General features: G+C 62.4%; 15 protein-coding genes. 10 read left to right on the plus strand and 5 right to left on the minus strand.

The annotated features are described in order from the left end of the window. Positions 1 to 66: 66 nt before the first annotated feature. From FDW81_RS04470 to FDW81_RS04490, 5 genes are all read right to left on the minus strand, one after another. Complete coding sequence (locus FDW81_RS04470; protein ID WP_370278734.1) at positions 67 to 483, minus strand: VanZ family protein; 417 nt, start codon at positions 481 to 483, stop codon at positions 67 to 69. Positions 484 to 1,105: 622 nt separating this feature from the next. Next, positions 1,106 to 1,717, minus strand: coding sequence for a peptidase (locus FDW81_RS04475; protein ID WP_138132975.1), 612 nt, complete (start codon positions 1,715 to 1,717; stop codon positions 1,106 to 1,108). A 225-nt stretch (positions 1,718 to 1,942) separates the two neighbouring features. After that, entirely contained in the window at positions 1,943 to 3,841 is a 1,899-nt protein-coding gene (locus FDW81_RS18340; RefSeq protein ID WP_240719935.1) for a DUF4012 domain-containing protein, read from the minus strand. 36 nt (positions 3,842 to 3,877) lie between these two features. Then, a complete protein-coding gene (locus FDW81_RS04485; protein WP_138132976.1) occupies positions 3,878 to 5,317 on the minus strand; it encodes a sugar transferase in 1,440 nt (479 codons plus the stop codon). Positions 5,318 to 5,364: 47 nt separating this feature from the next. Next, positions 5,365 to 6,822 (minus strand): polysaccharide biosynthesis tyrosine autokinase, encoded by a 1,458-nt coding sequence (locus FDW81_RS04490; protein WP_171027103.1) that lies wholly within the window; start codon positions 6,820 to 6,822, stop codon positions 5,365 to 5,367. Positions 6,823 to 7,136: 314 nt separating this feature from the next. On the opposite strand from FDW81_RS04490, the gene FDW81_RS04495 reads away from it, so the two are divergent. The 10 genes from FDW81_RS04495 to FDW81_RS04540 are packed head-to-tail and all read left to right on the plus strand — an operon-like array spanning position 7,137 to position 18,623. After that, on the plus strand, positions 7,137 to 8,075 hold the full coding sequence (locus FDW81_RS04495) for a glycosyltransferase family 2 protein (protein ID WP_138132978.1): 939 nt from the start codon (positions 7,137 to 7,139) through the stop codon (positions 8,073 to 8,075). Continuing rightward, positions 8,072 to 9,085, plus strand: coding sequence for a glycosyltransferase (locus FDW81_RS04500; RefSeq protein WP_138132979.1), 1,014 nt, complete (start codon positions 8,072 to 8,074; stop codon positions 9,083 to 9,085). The genes FDW81_RS04495 and FDW81_RS04500 overlap by 4 nt, the downstream gene beginning before the upstream one ends. Next, entirely contained in the window at positions 9,076 to 10,119 is a 1,044-nt protein-coding gene (locus FDW81_RS04505; RefSeq protein WP_138132980.1) for an RNA-binding protein, read from the plus strand. The genes FDW81_RS04500 and FDW81_RS04505 overlap by 10 nt, the downstream gene beginning before the upstream one ends. After that, positions 10,116 to 10,829, plus strand: coding sequence for a cytidylyltransferase domain-containing protein (locus FDW81_RS04510; protein ID WP_138132981.1), 714 nt, complete (start codon positions 10,116 to 10,118; stop codon positions 10,827 to 10,829). The genes FDW81_RS04505 and FDW81_RS04510 overlap by 4 nt, the downstream gene beginning before the upstream one ends. Further along, complete coding sequence (locus tag FDW81_RS04515; protein WP_138132982.1) at positions 10,826 to 13,069, plus strand: N-acetylneuraminate synthase family protein; 2,244 nt, start codon at positions 10,826 to 10,828, stop codon at positions 13,067 to 13,069. Before FDW81_RS04510 ends, FDW81_RS04515 begins: the two co-directional genes overlap by 4 nt. Further along, positions 13,060 to 14,169 carry a glycosyltransferase family 4 protein gene (locus FDW81_RS04520; RefSeq protein ID WP_138132983.1) on the plus strand — a complete coding sequence of 370 codons (1,110 nt, stop codon included), beginning with the start codon at positions 13,060 to 13,062 and terminating at the stop codon, positions 14,167 to 14,169. The genes FDW81_RS04515 and FDW81_RS04520 overlap by 10 nt, the downstream gene beginning before the upstream one ends. Continuing rightward, positions 14,166 to 15,374, plus strand: coding sequence for an O-antigen ligase family protein (locus tag FDW81_RS04525; protein WP_138132984.1), 1,209 nt, complete (start codon positions 14,166 to 14,168; stop codon positions 15,372 to 15,374). Before FDW81_RS04520 ends, FDW81_RS04525 begins: the two co-directional genes overlap by 4 nt. A gap of 14 nt (positions 15,375 to 15,388) precedes the next feature. Continuing rightward, positions 15,389 to 16,429 (plus strand): glycosyltransferase family 4 protein, encoded by a 1,041-nt coding sequence (locus tag FDW81_RS04530; RefSeq protein WP_171027104.1) that lies wholly within the window; start codon positions 15,389 to 15,391, stop codon positions 16,427 to 16,429. Then, positions 16,426 to 17,376, plus strand: coding sequence for a glycosyltransferase family 2 protein (locus FDW81_RS04535; protein WP_138132986.1), 951 nt, complete (start codon positions 16,426 to 16,428; stop codon positions 17,374 to 17,376). Before FDW81_RS04530 ends, FDW81_RS04535 begins: the two co-directional genes overlap by 4 nt. A 41-nt stretch (positions 17,377 to 17,417) precedes the next feature. Next, positions 17,418 to 18,623, plus strand: a complete 1,206-nt coding sequence (locus FDW81_RS04540; protein WP_240719937.1) for a glycosyltransferase — start codon at positions 17,418 to 17,420, stop codon at positions 18,621 to 18,623. Positions 18,624 to 18,727: the final 104 nt, after the last annotated feature.

Raw genomic sequence — 18,727 nt, forward strand, 5'->3', positions numbered from 1 at the left:
ATAAGCCGCACCCCCAGTCCCTGAATTCGGCGGGGATCTAAAGACCTGGACGAAGGGCTTCGTCAATTAGGTGGAACGGTATGGTTTCGGGGTCCGCTGCGGAAGGTAGCGGACCGCGAGTCTGTTAGCCGCTAGAGTGGCCAGAAGGGCGCCGACAACCGCCCCTGACAGGTTTGTCACAACATCCAAAATGCTTGCAAAGCGATTATGAAGGAACGTTAGCTGACCCAGTTCTATGCAAGCCGAAATAAGAAGCCCAAACAAGGCGACTTGCCACCACCGATTTTGAGGAAAAGCGAGGGCGCCAGCGAAACCCAGGGGGACAAATAGCGCTACATTGGCAGATGCTTCAACAAATTTGTAGTTGAACCACTGGGGAACTCCGAGCCAGTGGAGGAATTCGAGAACATCAGCCAGCATCCCCTGGACGGGTTGATCGATTGGGAGGGGCCAGAAGGCGACGAAAAGTAACGGGACCATCATTGCTACGAGAATGAGCTGCCAGAGCCGGCGGTCCCGAAGGCTCCTCAAACGTCCCTCACGAGATCCATGGAAGGGCCAAAGCTGGGCCGCCTAGGGCATACACAGCAGCGGTGAAAAGTCCCATCAGGTTGCAGTGAAACACTTCGTGGGTATAAGAGCGGCGCGGGGAGCGCTGACTGCCGTGCTGTTTTTCGCCAGTATGTCTCCATACCACTGTTAGATACCACATACCGTCCCCCGGTGCTTGAGCCTTCCGTACCGTCTACAGTGCGCCTATTCAAATATAGAGATCTGCCAGCGTTGGTCCTGTCATGAACACGCAGGGATCTCCTTGCATGGAAGCCTGCGTGCAAACGTACGACGAAACCTTTCCACAGGAGCGGGCCCGTGAAGGAAGACGAGTAGGCAAAACGTGTCCAAGTAGTCGCCTTATTGGAATGTGAGTACTCGCCACTCTTACCGTTGAGCCTGCGCGGACGGAGCATGGCTGTATGACGATTTACACAGTTGAGCTGCAGGCGCGCGAACACCGTTGTCAGTGCTGCGGTGAATTGGCAACCACCCTCTTTTGCACTGACTGCATGCAACACACTGGAGTCTTTGAGCAGAGCACGCGGAGGAACTAGGCCGGGACTCTGGCGCGGCGCCGGGCTACAACCACGGTGCCGGCTCCGACAACGAGAGCTCCGATCCCGGCGGCTCCCCAGACAAGCATGCCGACGCTGAGGCCAGTAGTGGGAAGGAAGCCATCAGCCCTTCCACGTGCGGAGGGGCCCTCCGCCTCGATGACACCAACGGCTGCGGACTGAACCACAACCTGGGCCGTGACTACATGGCCGGACTGTAGTCCGGTGGCCTCCAGCGTGTAAAGGCCATCCTGATCAAAGCTGAAAGGATAAGAGAAGTTACCGGCAGCGTCCGCTGTGGTGGTCGCGCTGGCGACCAGTCGCATCGGAACGATCAGGCCTACAGGAGAAGCAGCGGAAGGGCCTGCAGCGGTTCCGGCGGCCGCAGGCTCGGCGCCGTCCAGGGAAACTTCCATCTCGATGGGTTCGCCTGCCAGGAAGCCGTTTCCGCTGAAGATGAAGGCTTCATCTGCACCCACGGTACCGTCGCTTACCGTTCCGGTGACCGGTTCCGATGGGTAGTCCGTATCGTGGTTGGCCTGTGCCCCTGCCGCGCCGAGGAATGCGAGTGAGCCAGCAAGGGCAAGGGCGGAAACGGTCTTCTTCATGTCTGATTCCCCAAAATCATCTGTGTATTGAATTCTGAATGTGGCTTCCGGAGCGGCAGGTGGACTTCCTGAGCCTGACCCACAAAAAGCCTTCGCACGCAGATAACGGGCGAAGGCTTCATTGGAACTAGTAACAACTCTAACAGGGCCAACCCCTGCGAACCTCAAGAACAGCGCAGAATTCCGTCAGGCTAACCACAATATTCAGCCGGGGAAACAGGCGGCCTAGTGAGCCCGGCATGTGTTCGCCCTCACCGGCGACTGGACCACATCCTCAGTGGACTGCAGTGTCGGGGTGACATCAAGTTTGAGGTCGGCCTCCTGAGCTATCTGTGAGAAATCAATCTCTACGGCTGCGGACTCGCCCGGCCCGATTTCCGTAGTCAGAACGGCAACAGGCCTCTGGTCCTGCTGGAACGAGGAAAGTTGGGCAGGGTCGCCGGCAACTCTGGCTTTTTCCAGAAGGGACCTGCCCGGACCGTAGGCAATGACGTTGGTCCGCACCCATCCAGGTTTCACCCCGAATATGCCCTGGCCGGTGACGTACTTTGGCAGCGAGGCAGCGGCGTCGACGGGTGCGGTGTTAGACATGGTGACGCGGAGCGTGACGGCCGAACCGCCGTCGGGTGTGCACGTCTGAACCAGCTGAGCGGTCAGCCGCACGTAATAGTCCATTTTCGCGCCGGTGCCGTCGTTGAAATACAGGCCAAACGAGGTGCGCGCCTTTTCCGATCCGGCCACCGTTCCGGCCACGGCCGTTGGGCTGACCACCCGTTGTTCCTCAGGTTTGGCAGACCAGACATAAAGACGTCCCTGCTCCGAACTCCGGATCAGTTCTTCAATCAGCTTTTTGGCATCACCCTGCCCAGCGGCCAGCGCCGTGAACACCTCACTGGCGACGCCGGCGAAGTAATCGTCCTGCAGGCCCGGGTCCGGCAACGCTGCATAGGAATCGGACAGCAGAGTTTTGACCACGTTATCTGCCGACAGCACGGTTGGAAGGCCCGTGGGCTGCATCAGGGCCACCAGCGCAGGATCTTTCAGCGCAACCGGGCCGGTAGCACGGAGCAGATTTGCCAGCACCACCGGGTCCAGAGCGATGACGCCATCAATCTTGGTGCCCGGGTGGCTTTTCTCCCACATGCTGCCGGCGGTCATTGCGGCGGTCGGAAAATCCGGGGTGAGATTGACGTTTTGCAACTGGGTCCCCAGCCGCTTGGTGAAAATCCGTTCCTGGTCCTCAGGCACCTCCAAGGGCGGGTCAAAAGTCCCGACATCGCCGGCGCTGGCTTGGTCGGTCAACTTTATGGCTCCGTTGTCCGTGTTGATGATGGCCACCGCTCCGGGAATGCCCCCGGTAGCCCGCAGCTCGGCGCTGTTTTGCACGAGGACCAGATAATTCCGTGGCCCATCCATTCCCAGCATCGGCGGCAGCACTTTCCCCGTCGCAGCTGCGGCATTGAGTGTGCCGCGAGCTTCGTCAAGCGTCGCCGATGCTTCGGCAAGGGGACCCGCGATTTGGGGCAGGAGAGAGGATTTATCGATGGCCGCCAGCCGGTCATACGAGAGCTGGACCGTCCTGGCGGCCGTCCCCAGAGCGGGGGACGCTGCACGCAGGGCTGCGGCGTCGATTTTGCCTGCCTCCGGTGCCAGATCCTCCCATGAGGCCGAATCGAATGTGCTGACGAGCGGGGTTACCGCTCCCTGGACGACGTCGTCCGCTGACAGGGACACAGCAGTGACCGCCGAGAAATTTGCGCCGAGCCACGGGATTCCGGACGCAGCCCTCCACAGTGGATCGGTCCCGGCCTCCCGTGCTGCCGTTGCATGGTCCTGCAACTCCCCAAGGACGGCCTGTCCGCCTTGCACGTCGCCGTCCAACAGTTTCTGCTGGACGGCGGGGAGCAGGACCGTGGTTGCTTCGAGATGGGTTTTGATCTGGTCCGCGCGGTGGGCGAGCCAGGCCGCGCAGGCCCCAGCTGCCAGTATGAAGATGCCGGTGCCGAGTGCCAGCCGGAGCAGCCGGCTGCGCAACCTCCGCCGTGCCTTGCTCCGGCTCTTGCGGCGGACCTTTACCAGTGGGGCCGGGGAGCGCACTGCCCCGTCGGTTTCGTTTTCTGTCACGTAACAGGCCTCTCGGGGTTTTGCGTGGCGTCGTGTCTAGAACGCTCCATGGCGGCTCACGACGGCGCGGAAGGTCCGCAGGAGGATGGAGATATCACCCGAAACTGACCAGTTTTCTACGTAGTACAAGTCCAGCCTTACAGTGTCCTCCCATGACAGCAGGGACCGCCCACTCACCTGCCACAGTCCCGTGAGTCCGGGACGCACCAGCAGGCGCCGGTGCACATGGTTCTCGTACTGTTCCACCTCGGCCGGCAGTGGCGGGCGTGGCCCAACCAAGCTCATGGACCCGAACAGGACGTTGAAGAGCTGGGGGAGTTCGTCCAGGCTGTAGCGGCGGATGAACCGGCCCACCCTGGTAATCCGGGGATCATCCTTGATCTTGAAAAGAACACCACTGCCTTCGTTCATGAGTTGGAGCTCCCGCAGTTTCTTCTCCGCGTCCACCACCATGGAACGGAACTTGAGCATTTGGAATCTCGAACCTTGGGTTCCCACCCGTTCCTGCCGGAAGAAAATGGGTCCGGGACTGTCAAGGCGGACTATGAGGGCAAGTACCAGGAGCAAAGGCGATAAGACCAGGATCAACACTCCCGCACCCGCAACATCGAAAGCGCGTTTCACGAACCTCTGCGCGGGGGCCAGGTTGGGGGTGGAAACATGGATAAGGGGCAGCCCTGCGACAGGCTGCGTATGGATCCGTGGACCGGCAACGTCCGTCAGGGCGGGGGCCATGATCATCCGGACGTCCATGTCCGCCAGTGCCCAGCCCAGGGCACGGATAGCCCTGGGCTGCAGGTTCACGCCGCTGGAGAGGGCCACGGCGTCGGGCTTGAAATTCTTGATGGTGCTGGCGATGCGTTCAGGGTCCGTCTCATGGCCTAGTGTGGGAAGGTTCAGATCCTCGGCGACAGTTGTTCCGGCAGGACTACCTGGCAGGTAAGTGGCGGCAGGGACGTACCCCGCCATCGGCTGCAGGGCCAGGGAACGGGCAAGATGTTCGGCGCTGCTTGGCCCGCCGATGATGAGTACCTTGGACATGCTCTTTCCGGCGTGGCGTTCCAGCTGCAGCAGTTGACGGATCAGGTACCGGGAGAGCAACAGGGTGGCAAGGCCCGCGGGCAAGGCAATTCCCACGTAGCCCCTTGCAGTGTTGAATTGGAAGGTGTAGGAGACAATTGCGATGATGCCAAAGAGCCACAGCGAGGAACTGACAACCCTTTTATATTCTTCGGTTCCATGTCCCAGAATGCGTGAATCCCTGGTGCCCCATGCCGAAAGCATCAGCCACCAGCTGCAGGCCAGCACCAGGGAGATCGAAATATAGGGCATTCCCTCTTTGCTGATAATGCTGCCGCTGTCAGGGCTGCCGAATCGAAAGACGAGCGCGCCCAGAGTGGCCCATAACACCGCACCGGCATCCGTAACGGCCAGCCGCCGGGCATAACGCGAACGCCAGCTGGGGTCTTCACGCATGGCCGTGAGTACCTTTCGGTAGGAAATGGTGAGCCGGTTCTTAGCCGTTACTTGGCCGCATGATGGTGGGCCGGTTGAACAGGATCAGGGACAGGCGCCTGCTGTTTTTTCCCGGCACTGGCATTCTTATTTCCTCTTTTGGACCTAGGCGGCGGAGTCGCTTCATAACTGTAGTAGCTGTAGGCATATGCGTCGGGGCCTTTAACCGGCAGGAAATTCAGTACGACGCCCAGCACGTCTGCGTTGACCATGTCCAAGGAATTCAGTGACTTCTCGACATCCGGGAGCTTCACACGTGATGACCCGACCATCAGCACAACACCGCCCACATGCTGCGCCAGCACTGCTGCGTCGGTGACTGGCAGCAGCGGAGGCGCGTTAATGATTACCGCATCGAAATCCTGCTCAAGCCGCAGGATCAGCTGTTTCATGGCTTCCGTCCCCAACAGTTCGCTGGGATTGTGGGGCGTTGGTCCAGCCGTCAGCACATACAGTTCGTCCTGGCCCCAGTGCTGCAGCAGGTCATTCAGGTCGGCCTCTCCAAGGAGTGCCGTCGTCAGGCCGGCGTTTTTTTCGAGCCCCAGGTAGTCGCCGACCCTGGACCGTCTCAAGTCCGCGTCCACCAGCACCACGGATTGTCCGGCCTGGGCCAAGGCGATAGCCAAGTTAGTAGCCGTAGTACTTTTCCCTTCACCGGGAAGCGACGACGTCACCAGGACAGCCTTGGAACCGTGGCTGACGTGGGCGAACTGCAGATTGGTCCTTAGCTGGCGGAATGATTCCGCCCGGGTTCCCTGGGGTGGCGCTTGGGTGAGGAGGGGCTTCTTGGCGGCGTCTCCGTCGAACGCTATCCCTCCCAGTATGGGAGCATCGGTTATTCGTTGTAGGTCGCCCTCGCCGCGCACTTTTGTATCCAGGCGGTGCCGCAGAAGTGCCAGGCCCACGCCAAGGACCAGTCCGATGGCGCCGCCGAGGGCAATGTTGAGACGGTTGTTGGGGGCGGACGGTGCGTCGGGCGGCGACGCCGGGGTGACGACCGAGAGCCGCACGGGGGAAGAGCCCGTGCCGTTGGTGGGTTTTTCGAGTTCATCGATGACTTCGATGAGGCTTTCACCTACCGCTTGCGCGATCGCCGCAGCCTGTACGGCAGAGCTGTCAGTGGCCACTATCGAAATGATCACTGTGTTCGGCCCCGCGCTGGCGGTAACCTTGCCTACCAGTTCACCCACTGGCTGTCCAAGGCTTTCAGCCGCCGGTTCCAGGACAGCCGGGGTCATGGCTGCCTCCACGTAGGACTGGACTCGTGCCTGGATAAAAGCGTTTCCCTGCTGCAGGTCACCCACTGTTCCGGAGCTTTGTGTGGCCAAAAAAAGTTTGGTCTGTGCCGTATAGGTGGGTTTGATGCTGAGCGTAAAAACCGTTGCGCCGATCAGGCCGAGAACCGTGAAGGCCACCACCATAATCCAATTCCGGCGCAGGATTCGCAGATAGGTGCTGAGCTCCACAGGTGAAACCTTTCTGACCTTGAAAGAGACCTCCCGTTGGCGGGCAAGTTCTTTGATTCTATACATGGTCCGCTTCACGTCGAACGTTTATTGTCAGCGTCGACGTGGCATATTTCACTACGACCAACAATATCAAGTGACCTAGTCATGAAAATTTTCTTCGTAGTATGTTGGAGAGTGCATGGTGTTGTTTGAGCCATATCAAAGTGCCCGCCGGACCGTCTCACCGGCATGGTGGCGCAGGCAACACTTGGCAAACAACAGGGGGAGATAAGTGATCACTTCTTTACGGGCTGCGGGCGGGGGCGCGGGTAATGCGTGAAGAGCCGCTGTCGCCTGTCACCGTCATTGTTCCCCACTACGGAGACCCGGGTCCCGCCGTCGCGCTTGTTGAGTCCCTGAAGGGCCAGAAGGACCCAGGCATTATGCAACTGGTTGTCGTCGACGATTGCTCGCCGGCGCCGTTTCCAGATACTGACGGCGTGACTGTCGTCCGCCGGACAGTGAACGGGGGATTCGGTTCGGCCGTTAACTCCGGCGCCGCCGCAGCTGAGCATCCGCTGCTGCTGATCCTCAACAGTGACCTCGAGATCGGCCCCACCTTTATCTCGGATCTTCTGAGCGCGGCTGCTCCCTGGCAGCCCGCCGTAGCAAGTCCCCAAGTGCTTGGCCACAACGGTGCCCCTCAATGGGTAGGGAGGCACTTCCCGACGGTGCGCCATCAGGTGACTGAGTGGCTGACGCCGCTGGCACGCTGGCGCCATTTGCGGCTGCTCCACGACATGGTGGGGCACGATACCCGCTGCAGGGATGGCGCCGTGGTTCCTGTCAACTGGGTCATGGGCGCGGCCATGCTGGTGCCCACCAGCGAGTTCCGAGCCGTAGGCGGCTTTGACGAGGGTTTCTTCATGAACTCTGAGGAAGTGGACCTGCAGCGCCGCCTGCGCGAGCGCGGTGTGCCGTCCGTCTTCCTGGGCACGGTCAGCGTGACGCATGAAGGCGGCGGTTCTTCAGATTCGACCCGGCGCCGGCAGTGGCTGGTAGACTCGCGCAAGCTCTACGCGGAAAAGTGGGGCAGCCCCCGCACGCTGCAGGCATCGCTGGCTGCAGCCACGATGGTGAACCTTGCCGTCAACATGATGCGGCGCCTCGCCGGTACCCCCGTAAAACCCTTGGAAGTTGCCCGGACCGAGCTTGAGCTTCTCCGCGGCCGCCAGCCGAAACGGCCGAACGTGGACGAGGCCCTGCTATGAGCCGGAATCCGAAACTCCTGCTGGTCAGCCCTTCTTTTCACGGCTACCACGAGTCCATCGGACGGGCCTTCAGCGATGCCGGCTACAACGTGGTCATCCACCGCTATGACGCTTTTGACGGCGTGCGGGCGAAGCTCGGCAACAAGCTGGTGCACGAACTCCCGGGCAAGATCGGCATGGACGGCAGCGTGTCAGCCGAGCGCTGGCTTACAACCCGGGCGCTGCGGGTCCTCCGCGAAGTCCGTCCGGACCGTTTGGTGGTTATCAAAGGTGACATCCTTGGCCCATCGTTTTGGTCCGAGGTCGACTCTCTTGCAGTGCCCCGGATTCTGTGGCTCTACGATGACCTGTCCCGCCACCGCTTCAGCATGGACTTCCTGCGCCGGATGGGGTCCGTTGTCAGTTACAGCCGTGAGGAGGCGGCGCTGCTGCATTCCCAGGGCGTTAACGCTGCGTTCCTGCCCAATGCCTTCGATCCCCACCTGGCGCAGCCTGCGGCCAAGCGCCGGGACGAGGTGGTTTTCGTGGGTTCAAAGTACCCAAACCGTGTCGCTCTGCTTTCCGGTTTGGTCAAGGCCGGCATTCCGGTGCGGGCGTACGGCCGCCAATGGTCGCATCATCCCTTTGACCGACTCCGCACCTGGGAGCTGGCACGCCCGGACATTCCGGCCGAACGCGACGTACCCCTATCCGAGGCCTACCAGATCCAGGCCATGGCAGCGGCAGCGATCAACATCCATGGGCTGCAGTCCGGCCTGGCGATGCGGACGTTTGAGGTTCCGGGCATGGCAGGTCTTCAGCTTGTTGACCGTCCCGATGTTGCCGAGTTCTATGACGTCGGGACTGAGACCCTCGTTTTCTCGTCGTTGGAGGAACTGCAGGAGCACTCCCAGAAGGCCCTGACTGACAGGGGCTGGGCCGAGCGCATCCGGACGGCGGGCCGGCGGCGGTCCTTGGCGGAGCACACCTTCGCCCACCGCATTGCAGTGCTGGAGGAACGATGGGCCTGAACATTCCCCAGGACCTCGATCAATGGCGGAACTGGCAGCGTAACCGGCATCCACTGCGGAAGCTCAGGGCAATGATGCGCCCGTCGCCGGACCCCACCTTTGTGGTGGCGGTCCGGGGAGACGCGCCCGCTGTTTTGGTAGCGCTCGACGCCGACACTCCCACCCAGCGCATGTCACTTTTGGAGCCGCTTAAGGCCCTGAGAGAAAAGCCTGCGGCCGTGCTTGCCCCGGCCGGCCTTTCCGGACTCGGGCAGATACTGCCGGGTGGTCCCTGGGCGCAGGTCTCCGTGCAAGGAGCAGAACTTCCTGAGCAGCTGCGGCAGCTTTCTGTGGTCCTGGCGGTTGGGCACTACCTTCCCGCCGGTGCGCTGGCCCATGCCTGGTCGAGGCAGCTGGACGTACCGTTCGATGTCGTCCAGCATGGGCTGCTGACTCCGCACGCCCCGCCGCTGGCCGGCCATGCGCATCTGCTTGCCTTTTCCGGGGCGGACGCGGATTTCTGGCGTTCGGGTCGGAACGATGTCACCGCTGCGGTGGTGGGGTCGCAACTGCTGTGGCACGGGCAACAACAGCCGGCCGGGGACGTCGCCCGGGAGGAGCGTCCGCTGTTCCTGGGGCAATTGCATGGTGCCGAACTGCCCCGGACCGCCCTGGCCCGGGCGGCAGGGGAATTTTGTGCCGCCACCGGAGCTGTCTACCGGCCACACCCCTCTGAAACTGACCAGTTGTCCCGCCTGCAGCACGGGCTCTGGCAACGGAGGGGCATCAAAGTGGACCGCTCAAGGGACGCGCTTGCCACCCGCAGTTCACCCGTGGTGTCCGTGTTTTCCACGGGTGTGCTGGAAGCGGCAGCCCGGGGAGTGCCGGCCTGGGTCACCTATCCGTCACCTCCGGCATGGCTGGAGGAATTCTGGGAACGCTACGGCATGTCTCCGTGGGGGACTGAGCCGACGCCGGGGCCTGCCGGCACGGGGCTGGAGCCGGCCAAGGCAATCGCCCGAGTTATCGAACACCAGCTTGGAGGCCAAGCATGACAATCCTGTGCGTGATTCCGGTCCGCGGCGGGTCCAAGGGGATACCCCGCAAAAACATCCGCCAGTTGGCCGGCAAGCCGCTGGTGACCTGGACGATCGAACAGGCTCTGGCAGCCGACTGTGGCCTGGATGTCCTGGTATCCACCGATGACCAGGAGATCGCAGAAGTAGCGTTGCAGGCCGGAGCTGATGTCCCGTTCCTGCGGCCAGAGGAGCTGGCCCGGGATGAGACGGCAACGGAACCGGTGGTCCAGCATGCCATCGACTACCGCACCGCGCAGGGCCGGGAACCGGACGCCGTCATGCTGCTGCAGGCAACATCGCCCATCCGCTATCCCGGCACCCTTGACCGCGCCGTCGCGGAATTCCGTGCGTCCGGCGTGGACTCGCTCGTCGGCGTCGTACCTCAAACACCGTTCCTCTGGACGGTGGGCAATCCGCCCCAGGCCCAGTACGCCGTCGACCGCCGGCCCCGCCGCCAGGACCTTGCCGAGGGTGATTACCGCTACCGGGAAACGGGTTCCTTGTACCTGACCCGCACCGAGATCTACCGCCAGTTCTCCAACCGCCTCGGCGGACGCATCGGCCTCTTCGTCATGGATGACGGTGAAGGCGTGGACATCGACACCGAGCTGGATTTCACCACCGTGGAGCAGCAGATGCTGCTGTCCGGGCAGATGCAGGGAACAGAAAAGGAAGCCCGCAGATGATTATTGAACGCAATACCCTGCCGTACGTGGTCTTCTCCGAAGACCCGGTACTTACCGGGCTCCAGAAAATCACCGCAAACCAGGAACGCATCGTTTTTTGTGTGGACGAGCACGGCGTCCTTCAGGGTTCATTGTCCGACGGCGATTTCCGCCGCTGGATTGTCGAAAATCCTAGCGCAGGCCTGGAGGTCGACTGCATCGCTGTCGCGAACCGCGCCGTCCGCACCGCTAGCCACACCGCCACTCCCGCCGACCTGGCCGTGCTGATGCCCCACAACGTCAGCCATCTTCCGCTGGTGGATGCGCGAGGACACCTGCGTGCCATCGCCGTTGACCGCAGCGATGAGATGCGCATCGGGCGGCACCACATTGGGCCCGCCCATCCGGCCTTTCTCATCGCCGAAATAGGCAACAACCACAATGGTTCAGTGGATCTGGCCAAGCGGCTGGTGGACCTGGCGCAGGAGGCCGGAGCCGACGCCGTGAAGTTCCAGCTGCGGGACATGAAGTCGCTGTACCGCCAGTCCAGCGGCAGTTCGGCGGGGGAGGATCTGGGAACGCAATACACGCTGGATCTTTTGTCCCGTTTCTCTCTGGACGCGGATGACCTGTTCACGGTCTTTGACCACTGCCACCATCAAGGCATTGACGTGCTCTGTACGCCATGGGACATAGCGAGTGCGCAGTCCCTTGTGGATTACGGGCTGCCGGCGCTCAAGATCGCCTCCGCGGACCTCACGAACCACGAGCTCCTGCGGGACGTGGCCAGCCGCGGTGTCCCGCTGATCGCCAGCACGGGAATGTCCCGGGAAGACGAGATCCGGGAGAGTGCGGCGCTGCTGCGGGCCGAAGGCGCCGCGTTTGCTCTGCTGCACACGCAGTCCACTTATCCCGCGCCCTTCAAGGACGTGAACCTGGCCTACCTGGACCGCCTGGCCGAGATCGGCCAGTGCATCGTTGGTTACTCGGGCCATGAGCGCGGCTACCACGTGCCTATTGCCGCCGTCGCCCGGGGCGCACGGATCATCGAGAAGCACTTCACGGTGGACACCACCATGGAAGGCAATGACCACACTGTCTCCCTGCTCCCGGATGAGTTCGCCAAGATGGTCACCCGGATCCGGGAAGTAGAGGAGTCCATTGGCGGGAAGTCGCCGCGGACAGTCTCCCCGGGCGAGATGATGAACCGCATCAACCTGGCCAAATCCCTTGTGGCGGCCCGTCCCATCGCCAAGGGGCAGGTAATCGGCAGTGACGATGTGGACGTCAAGAGCCCCGGCCGTGGCCTCCAGCCCAACGCCCTGCCGCTGCTGCTGGGCAGGACCGCGCCCAGGGACGTGGCTGAGGGAGACTTTTTCTATGAGGGCGACCTGCGGGACCACGCGCCCAGGGGCAGGGACTTCGACTTCCGCCGGCCGTGGGGGCTGCCGGTCAGATACCACGACCACGAGGCCCTGATCAAGGACTGCACGCCGGACTTCCTGGAGTTCCATTTTTCCTACAAGGACCTGGAAATCGACCCCGACTCCGTGTTCTCAACACCGCTGGACATGGGCTTCACCACCCACCTCCCGGATCTCTTCGCCGGCGACTTCCTGGTGGATCTGGCCTCCGAGGATGGCGCCCACTGGGAACGTTCCATCGCCGAGGTTCAGCGGACCATTGACATCACCCGCTCCCTGACCCGCTGGTTCAAGCAGGAGGACGAGCCCATCATGGTGGTCACCATGGGCGGGTTCACCAAGGACCGGCACATTCCCGCCCCGCAGCGGGCGCGGAAGTACGGCCGTATTGCGGAGGCGCTGCAGCGGCTGGACACGGACGGCGTCCGGATTGCGGCGCAGACACTTCCGCCCTACCCGTGGCTTATGGGCGGCCAGCAGTTCCACAACCTTTTCCTTGACCCGCATGACACCGCCGACTTCGCGGCGCAGACCGGCACCAAACTGTGCCTTGACGTCTCGCACACCAAACTGGCGGCGAACTTCCTGGGCATTCCCTTCTCCGAAGCAGTGGAAGCACTGGCCCCGCACACCATCCACCTCCACATGGTTGATGCCACGGGCGTGGACGGGGAGGGCGTGCAGGTAGGGGAAGGCGAAGTGGACTTCGCCGCGCTGGCCGAGCAGCTGGACAGGCTAAGCCCCGAAGCGGGTTTCATACCCGAGATCTGGCAGGGACACGTCAATGACGGTGCCGCCTTCTGGACCGCTCTGGAACGGCTCGAGGCATGGTACTGAGCGGGAGGGAAACGACGACGGCGCCGCCCACCACGCTGTGGGTGGTGCCGGTAGCGGACCTCGGCGGCGTTGCCCGCCATGTCCTCGACGCCGCCGGGGCCGGGCTGCCGGGCTGGCGGTTGGTGGTCCTCTGTCCGGAAGGTCCGCTGGCCGGCCTGTTAAGGGAAGGCGGCACCGCCGTCGTCACCGGGCCCTTTGGGCCGGTAGCCGGGTTCCGGGCATCGCTGCAGACCCTTCGGCGTACCGTCCGCACCCTGCGCCCGGCCGTCGTGCACAGCCACCTCTCCTACGCCGACGTGATCAGCGCGTGTGCCCTGGCGGGGGACAGGCGCACGCGGCTGGTCACCACCGAGCATGGAATCGCCGCCGACGACCTTGTCTACCACGGGTCGGTTGCCAAGTCCCGCGTCAAGGCGGCAATGCACGCCCTGCGCCTGCGCCGCGCCGACGGCATTATTGCCGTCTCCGAGGCAACCCGCCGGGCGATGGAGGGGAAGTGGAACCCGGCCAGGCCCATTACCGTCATCCCCAACGGGGTGGACCGGTCAGCCGGAAAAGGACCTGCTGCTCCTTTGAACGTGCCGGCACCACAGGCCCCGCGTATCTTGTCCCTCTCGCGCCTCTCCCCGGAAAAGCGGCTGCCGGACCTCCTGAACGCCTTCGCCAAACTGCATGCGGACCTCCCCGGAGCCACCCTGACCGTGGCAGGCAATGGGCCTCTGCTTGGCGAACTCCAGGAACTCGCCAGGCAGCTGGGCATCGAGCAGGCCGTCTCTTTCCCGGGATTCCTCGATGCCACTAAAGCCATGGCCGCGGCCGACGTCCTGGTGCAGCTTTCGGTCTGGGAAAACTGCTCCTACACGCTGCTGGACGCCGTCACTGCCGGCCTCGGTGTGGTGGCGACCCCGGTGGGCGGCAACACGGAAATACTGCCGCGGGAGTGCCTGGTGGAGGCCGGGGACGTGGATGGCATTGTCGAAGCTATCAAGCGGCAAGTGTCAGACGTGGAACAACGTCCGCGGCTGGACCCGCGATGGCCGGATACCGCAGAGATGACCACCGCCATCGTGCAGAAGTATGGCTTGATAGGGCGGAAATGAAGCAGGCGTCCGTATTCGCTAAGCAGGCATCGGCGCTCGCTGAATCCCAAACAGCCGAGGGGGCCCCGGTTGCACCGTTCGTGGTGCTGATGTTTTCGGCGATGTTCCTGGACGCCGTGAGCTTTCCCGGACTTACCGTGCCCGCCAACTCGATTGCCATGGGACTTGCGGTGCTGTACGCGCTCTTTGCACCCCATCAAGGCTCGAAACTGCCGATTGTCCTAGCCCCGCTGGTTGTGGCCGTTCCGGTGTGGCTTGCCACAACGTCGCTGCTGAACGGTGACTTTGATACCCGTAGGATCCTGAACATCTCCCTGTTCGCAGCCGTGATTCTGACTGTCGCCTCAGGCCGGTTGAACCGGGTGGCGATTGGACGAGGGCTGGCGATAGGCCTGGCAGTCGGCATTGTCTGGGGTGCCATAACACTGCCGCGCAGCTCCTATATCGGACGCCTGACGGGGCCTTTTGGCGATCCAAACGCCGGAGGGTTCCTGATTGCCGTCTGCGCGGCCTTGGCAATCCCGGCACTCACCAAGAGATGGCAGCGGATGGGACTCATCGCTGTTTCGCTTGCCGGGATATATCTGACCGAATCCCGGACCACCATGCTTGCGGCCGCGATCATGGCAGTCTGGATCCTCATTGGCCGATACGGATCGGCTTGGCTGGGGCTGTTCTCCGTGGGTCTGCTGATGTGGTGGGTGAGCACCATCCCGCAGGACGCGTTCGCTACCGGTGCCTTCGCGGACAGGGCAGGCAGCGACGCCCTGAGGGCACGCATTTTCGCGCTGGAAGTCGTGGATGTAGACCGGAACCCGTTGATCGGCAACGGCGCGGGCACTGCCCGGATCAACGTGGATGGGCTGATATTTTTCTACCACAGCTCATACTTGGCCATCCGGGCGGAGGCGGGATGGGTTGGCTTCGTGATTATCACGGCGCTGCTGGCGCTCGTTTTCCTCGCCCTGATCCGCCTGCCGCGCGCGAAGCGTAATGCCTGGTATGAAGCAGCCGTTCTAGGGGTGGCCGTCTGTGCGTTGAACCTAGGCGAAGTGCTGCTGACGCTGCCCACGGCTGTGGCCATAGGGCTGGCAATGCATCATGTTGCTGCTCAAAAGCTCGCCAAACCACCATCTCGCCAAAGTTTCAGGACCCGAACAGCGCCGATGCCACCGTCCCGTCGAAAGTGGAGGTTCTCCCAATGAAGGCGCCAAGGTTGGTGATCGCTACCAACAACGGGGACATCGGTGGCGGGGAAATGATGCTTCTGGCCCTTGCCAGTCAGGCCCGGGAGCTCGGTGTCCCTGTCCTGGTGGTGGGACCCGCAGCCCCGTCCACGCTCGTGGATGCGGCCCGCACTGCCGGGCATCCTACCGTGGCGCTTCCTGTCTCACGCCGGGCCGCGTATATGGTTGCACTGCGGCGCTGGCGGTTGCAAAACCCTGATGGGCTGCTGTGGTGCAACGGGCTGGTACCCTCCGTTGCCACGTCGCTTATGGGTCACCGGGTAGTCCATCTTCACCAGCTGCCGCGGGGTCCACAGTCCGTCCTCGCGGGCCTTGCCAAAAGACGTGCACTGGCTACCCTCGTGCCCTCCCGGTCTATGGCGGCATCCCTTCCGGGATCCCAGGTGCTGGAGAACTGGGTGGATGGGATCCGCCCGTTCCCTGGTCACCGTCACGACGACGCTGTGCGCTTGGGCTTTCTTGGCCGGCCGTCGCTTGACAAGGGCGTAGGTGTGCTCGCGGCCGCCCTGCAGCAGCTGGACGGGCAGACCCCTGGACGATACCGGCTTGTGCTCGCGGGAGAGCCGCGCTTTACCTCGGAGACAGAACAGCGAAAGTTGGAACAGGCCTTGATACCCGTAAAGCACCTCATAGAGCGTCCAGGCTGGATGACGCCGGCCGAATTCTTTAGCTCGGTGGATGTCATGGTGTGCCCGTCGCTGGTGCCGGAAAGCTTTGGTCTCGTTGTGGCCGAGGCGATGTCCGCCCGCGTCCCGTTTGTCATCAGTGACGCAGGAGCCCTGCCTGAAGTAGCAGGGCCGGAACACCCTTGGGTGGCTCCGGCAGGGGACCCAGGCAAACTGGCCGATGCCATCACGCGAGCGGCGGACCATGGCGGATGCACCTTCGCGGAAAAAGCCTATGAACGCTGGCTATCCCGTTATTCGCCCGCTGCCGGAGGGGCACGTCTTGAAGCACTACTAAAACAATGGGGCGTTACTCCAAGCCCCTCCTTTTCAGGAGGAACACCATGAACCCGGGCGTGGGCGCTTCCATCGTAGTGCCGTCCCGCGGCGGTGCACGCCGCCTGCCGGTCCTGCTCTCGGCACTGTCGCGCCAGGACTGCGATGACTTCGAGGTGATTGTTGTGGTCGATGGGGACATCGATAACAGCGCCGGCGTCCTCGAACGGCTTGCAGCAGAGCACCCTGGCATGGCCTTGCGGACAATGGTCTTTCCCGAAAATCGGGGGAGGGCAGCTGCATTGAATGCCGGGGCCGACGCGGCCCAAGGGCGGGTATTGATCCGGTGCGACGACGACCTTGAGCCCGCTTCGGACTACGTCCGGAACCACGTTGTCGAACACCAAGGGAAGTCCGTTGGCATCATCGGGCTGTATCGCAACGTTTTTCCCGAAACTGCGTATGCCCGTGTCTACGGCCGGGCCGCTGATGAAAAGTTCCGGTCCGATGCCTTGGCAGCGGACCGCGACGACCAATGGCGCTATTGGGCAGGCAACGTTTCAGTCTTGCGGGAAGTGCATCAGCGGCTGGGCGGGTATGACGAACGGTACCGTGCTTATGGCTGGGAGGATGTGGACTACGGCTACCGCCTCCGAAAGATGGGTATTCCCATTAGCATCCAGCCGTTACTGACCACAGCGCATCACGTGGCAGCAACGACGACAGGTATTCGGGCCGTCCGGGCCCTACACTCCGGAGCCGCTAGGGAGATATTTGTAGCCAAACACGGACGTGAAGCGCTGGAGCCCATCCCCCCTGACAGGAGCCTCTGGTCAGCTTTAGTGGCCGTGAGTAGTTCAATGGCAACCGAAGGAACCATAAGGGCGGGTGGGCTGGCTATTGACAAGGCCGCCCTGGTTCTACCGCGATGGCTCTCGGAAAAGCTGGTGGCGCTAACGGTGGAATCAGCGGGGCGGGCGGGAATAGTCCATTCTCATCGGGCTCGAACACATTTCTGACTCATGACTAACGGCGGAACTTGCATTTGGAGGGGTGACGAGTGAAGACCGAGATTGACCGGCGACTAACACGGGTGAAGTGGCCGACCCCGAAGCGCAGTAGACCGGAAATCGCGATAGCGCACGATTACCTTACCCAGCGCGGCGGGGCCGAAAGAGTGGTGCTGGCCATGCTGCGCGCCTTTCCGGAGGCGACGATCTATACAACGCTTTATCACCCGGACGACACTTACGAGGAGTTCCGGTCCGCCAAAATCGTGACTTCTCCACTCAACCGGGTCCCCCTTTTTCGGCGCGACCACAGGCTCGCCCTGGCCCTGCTTCCCCACGCTTCATCGATGCTCAAGATCCCTGCCGATATCGTCATCGTATCCAGCACCGGATGGGCCCACGGCTTCCACATGCCCGGGCGGGTCTTCGTTTACTGCCACTCGCCTGCCCGATGGCTGTATCTCACAGAGCAGTACCTGGGCCGGCCGGCCTTGCATTCGCCCGTCGGGTGGGGGCTCACAGCCCTGAAGCCATTCCTGCGCTGGTGGGACGGCCGCGCCGCCAGGCGCGCGGACAGATATGTGGCAAACTCTACTGTGGTCCGGCATCGACTCAAAGATGTGTATGGAATTGAGGCTGAGGTCTTCCACCCTCCGCACAGTGTGGACACCAGCGGAGAACGTGCGCCGGTTCCCGGAGTTGAGAGTTTCGTCGGCCGCGGCGGCCACTTCCTCACCGTTTCCCGCCTGCTGCCGTACAAGAACGTGGGCGAGGCGATCGAGGCGTTCCGTGGCCTGGATGAGCGTCTCCTGATTATAGGCGCGGGCCCCTTGGCTGAAGACCTGAGGGAGTCCTGCCCCGCAAACGTAAGAATCGCCGAACGTCTGACCGACGCGCAAATGCGGTGGGCCTATTCGCTCTGCCGAGCCGTCATTGCACCGTCCTATGAGGATTTTGGAATCACTCCGCTGGAGGCGGGAGCTTGGGGTAAACCCACGATCGCTTTACGGGGCGGAGGCTATCTGGACACCATTGTCGAAGGGGTAACGGGGCACTTCATCGAAAGCCCCAGCGCGGAACTCATCCGTAACGCGGTGAAGTCCTTCGACCCGTCCGAATGGGATGCAAAGGCCATCCGGGATCATGCTGAAACTTTTTCAGAAGAGCGGTTCAGGGAGCGTCTCCGGCGCGAGATTCTTGAATTTGACGAAGACGTATTTGACCCTTACCAAGACGGGCAGGGTGGCAAGATATGAAACACCGCACCAGTTCAATCCCCGAAGATTTCACACACGCTGCCACCTCGGGAGAAGTCGAGCAGCCAGCAGTCCTGGGATTCCTTGGTCACGACAGTATTGAA

The organism is Pseudarthrobacter sp. NamB4, from assembly GCF_005796185.1.
Taxonomy (GTDB): Bacteria; Actinomycetota; Actinomycetes; order Actinomycetales; family Micrococcaceae; genus Arthrobacter.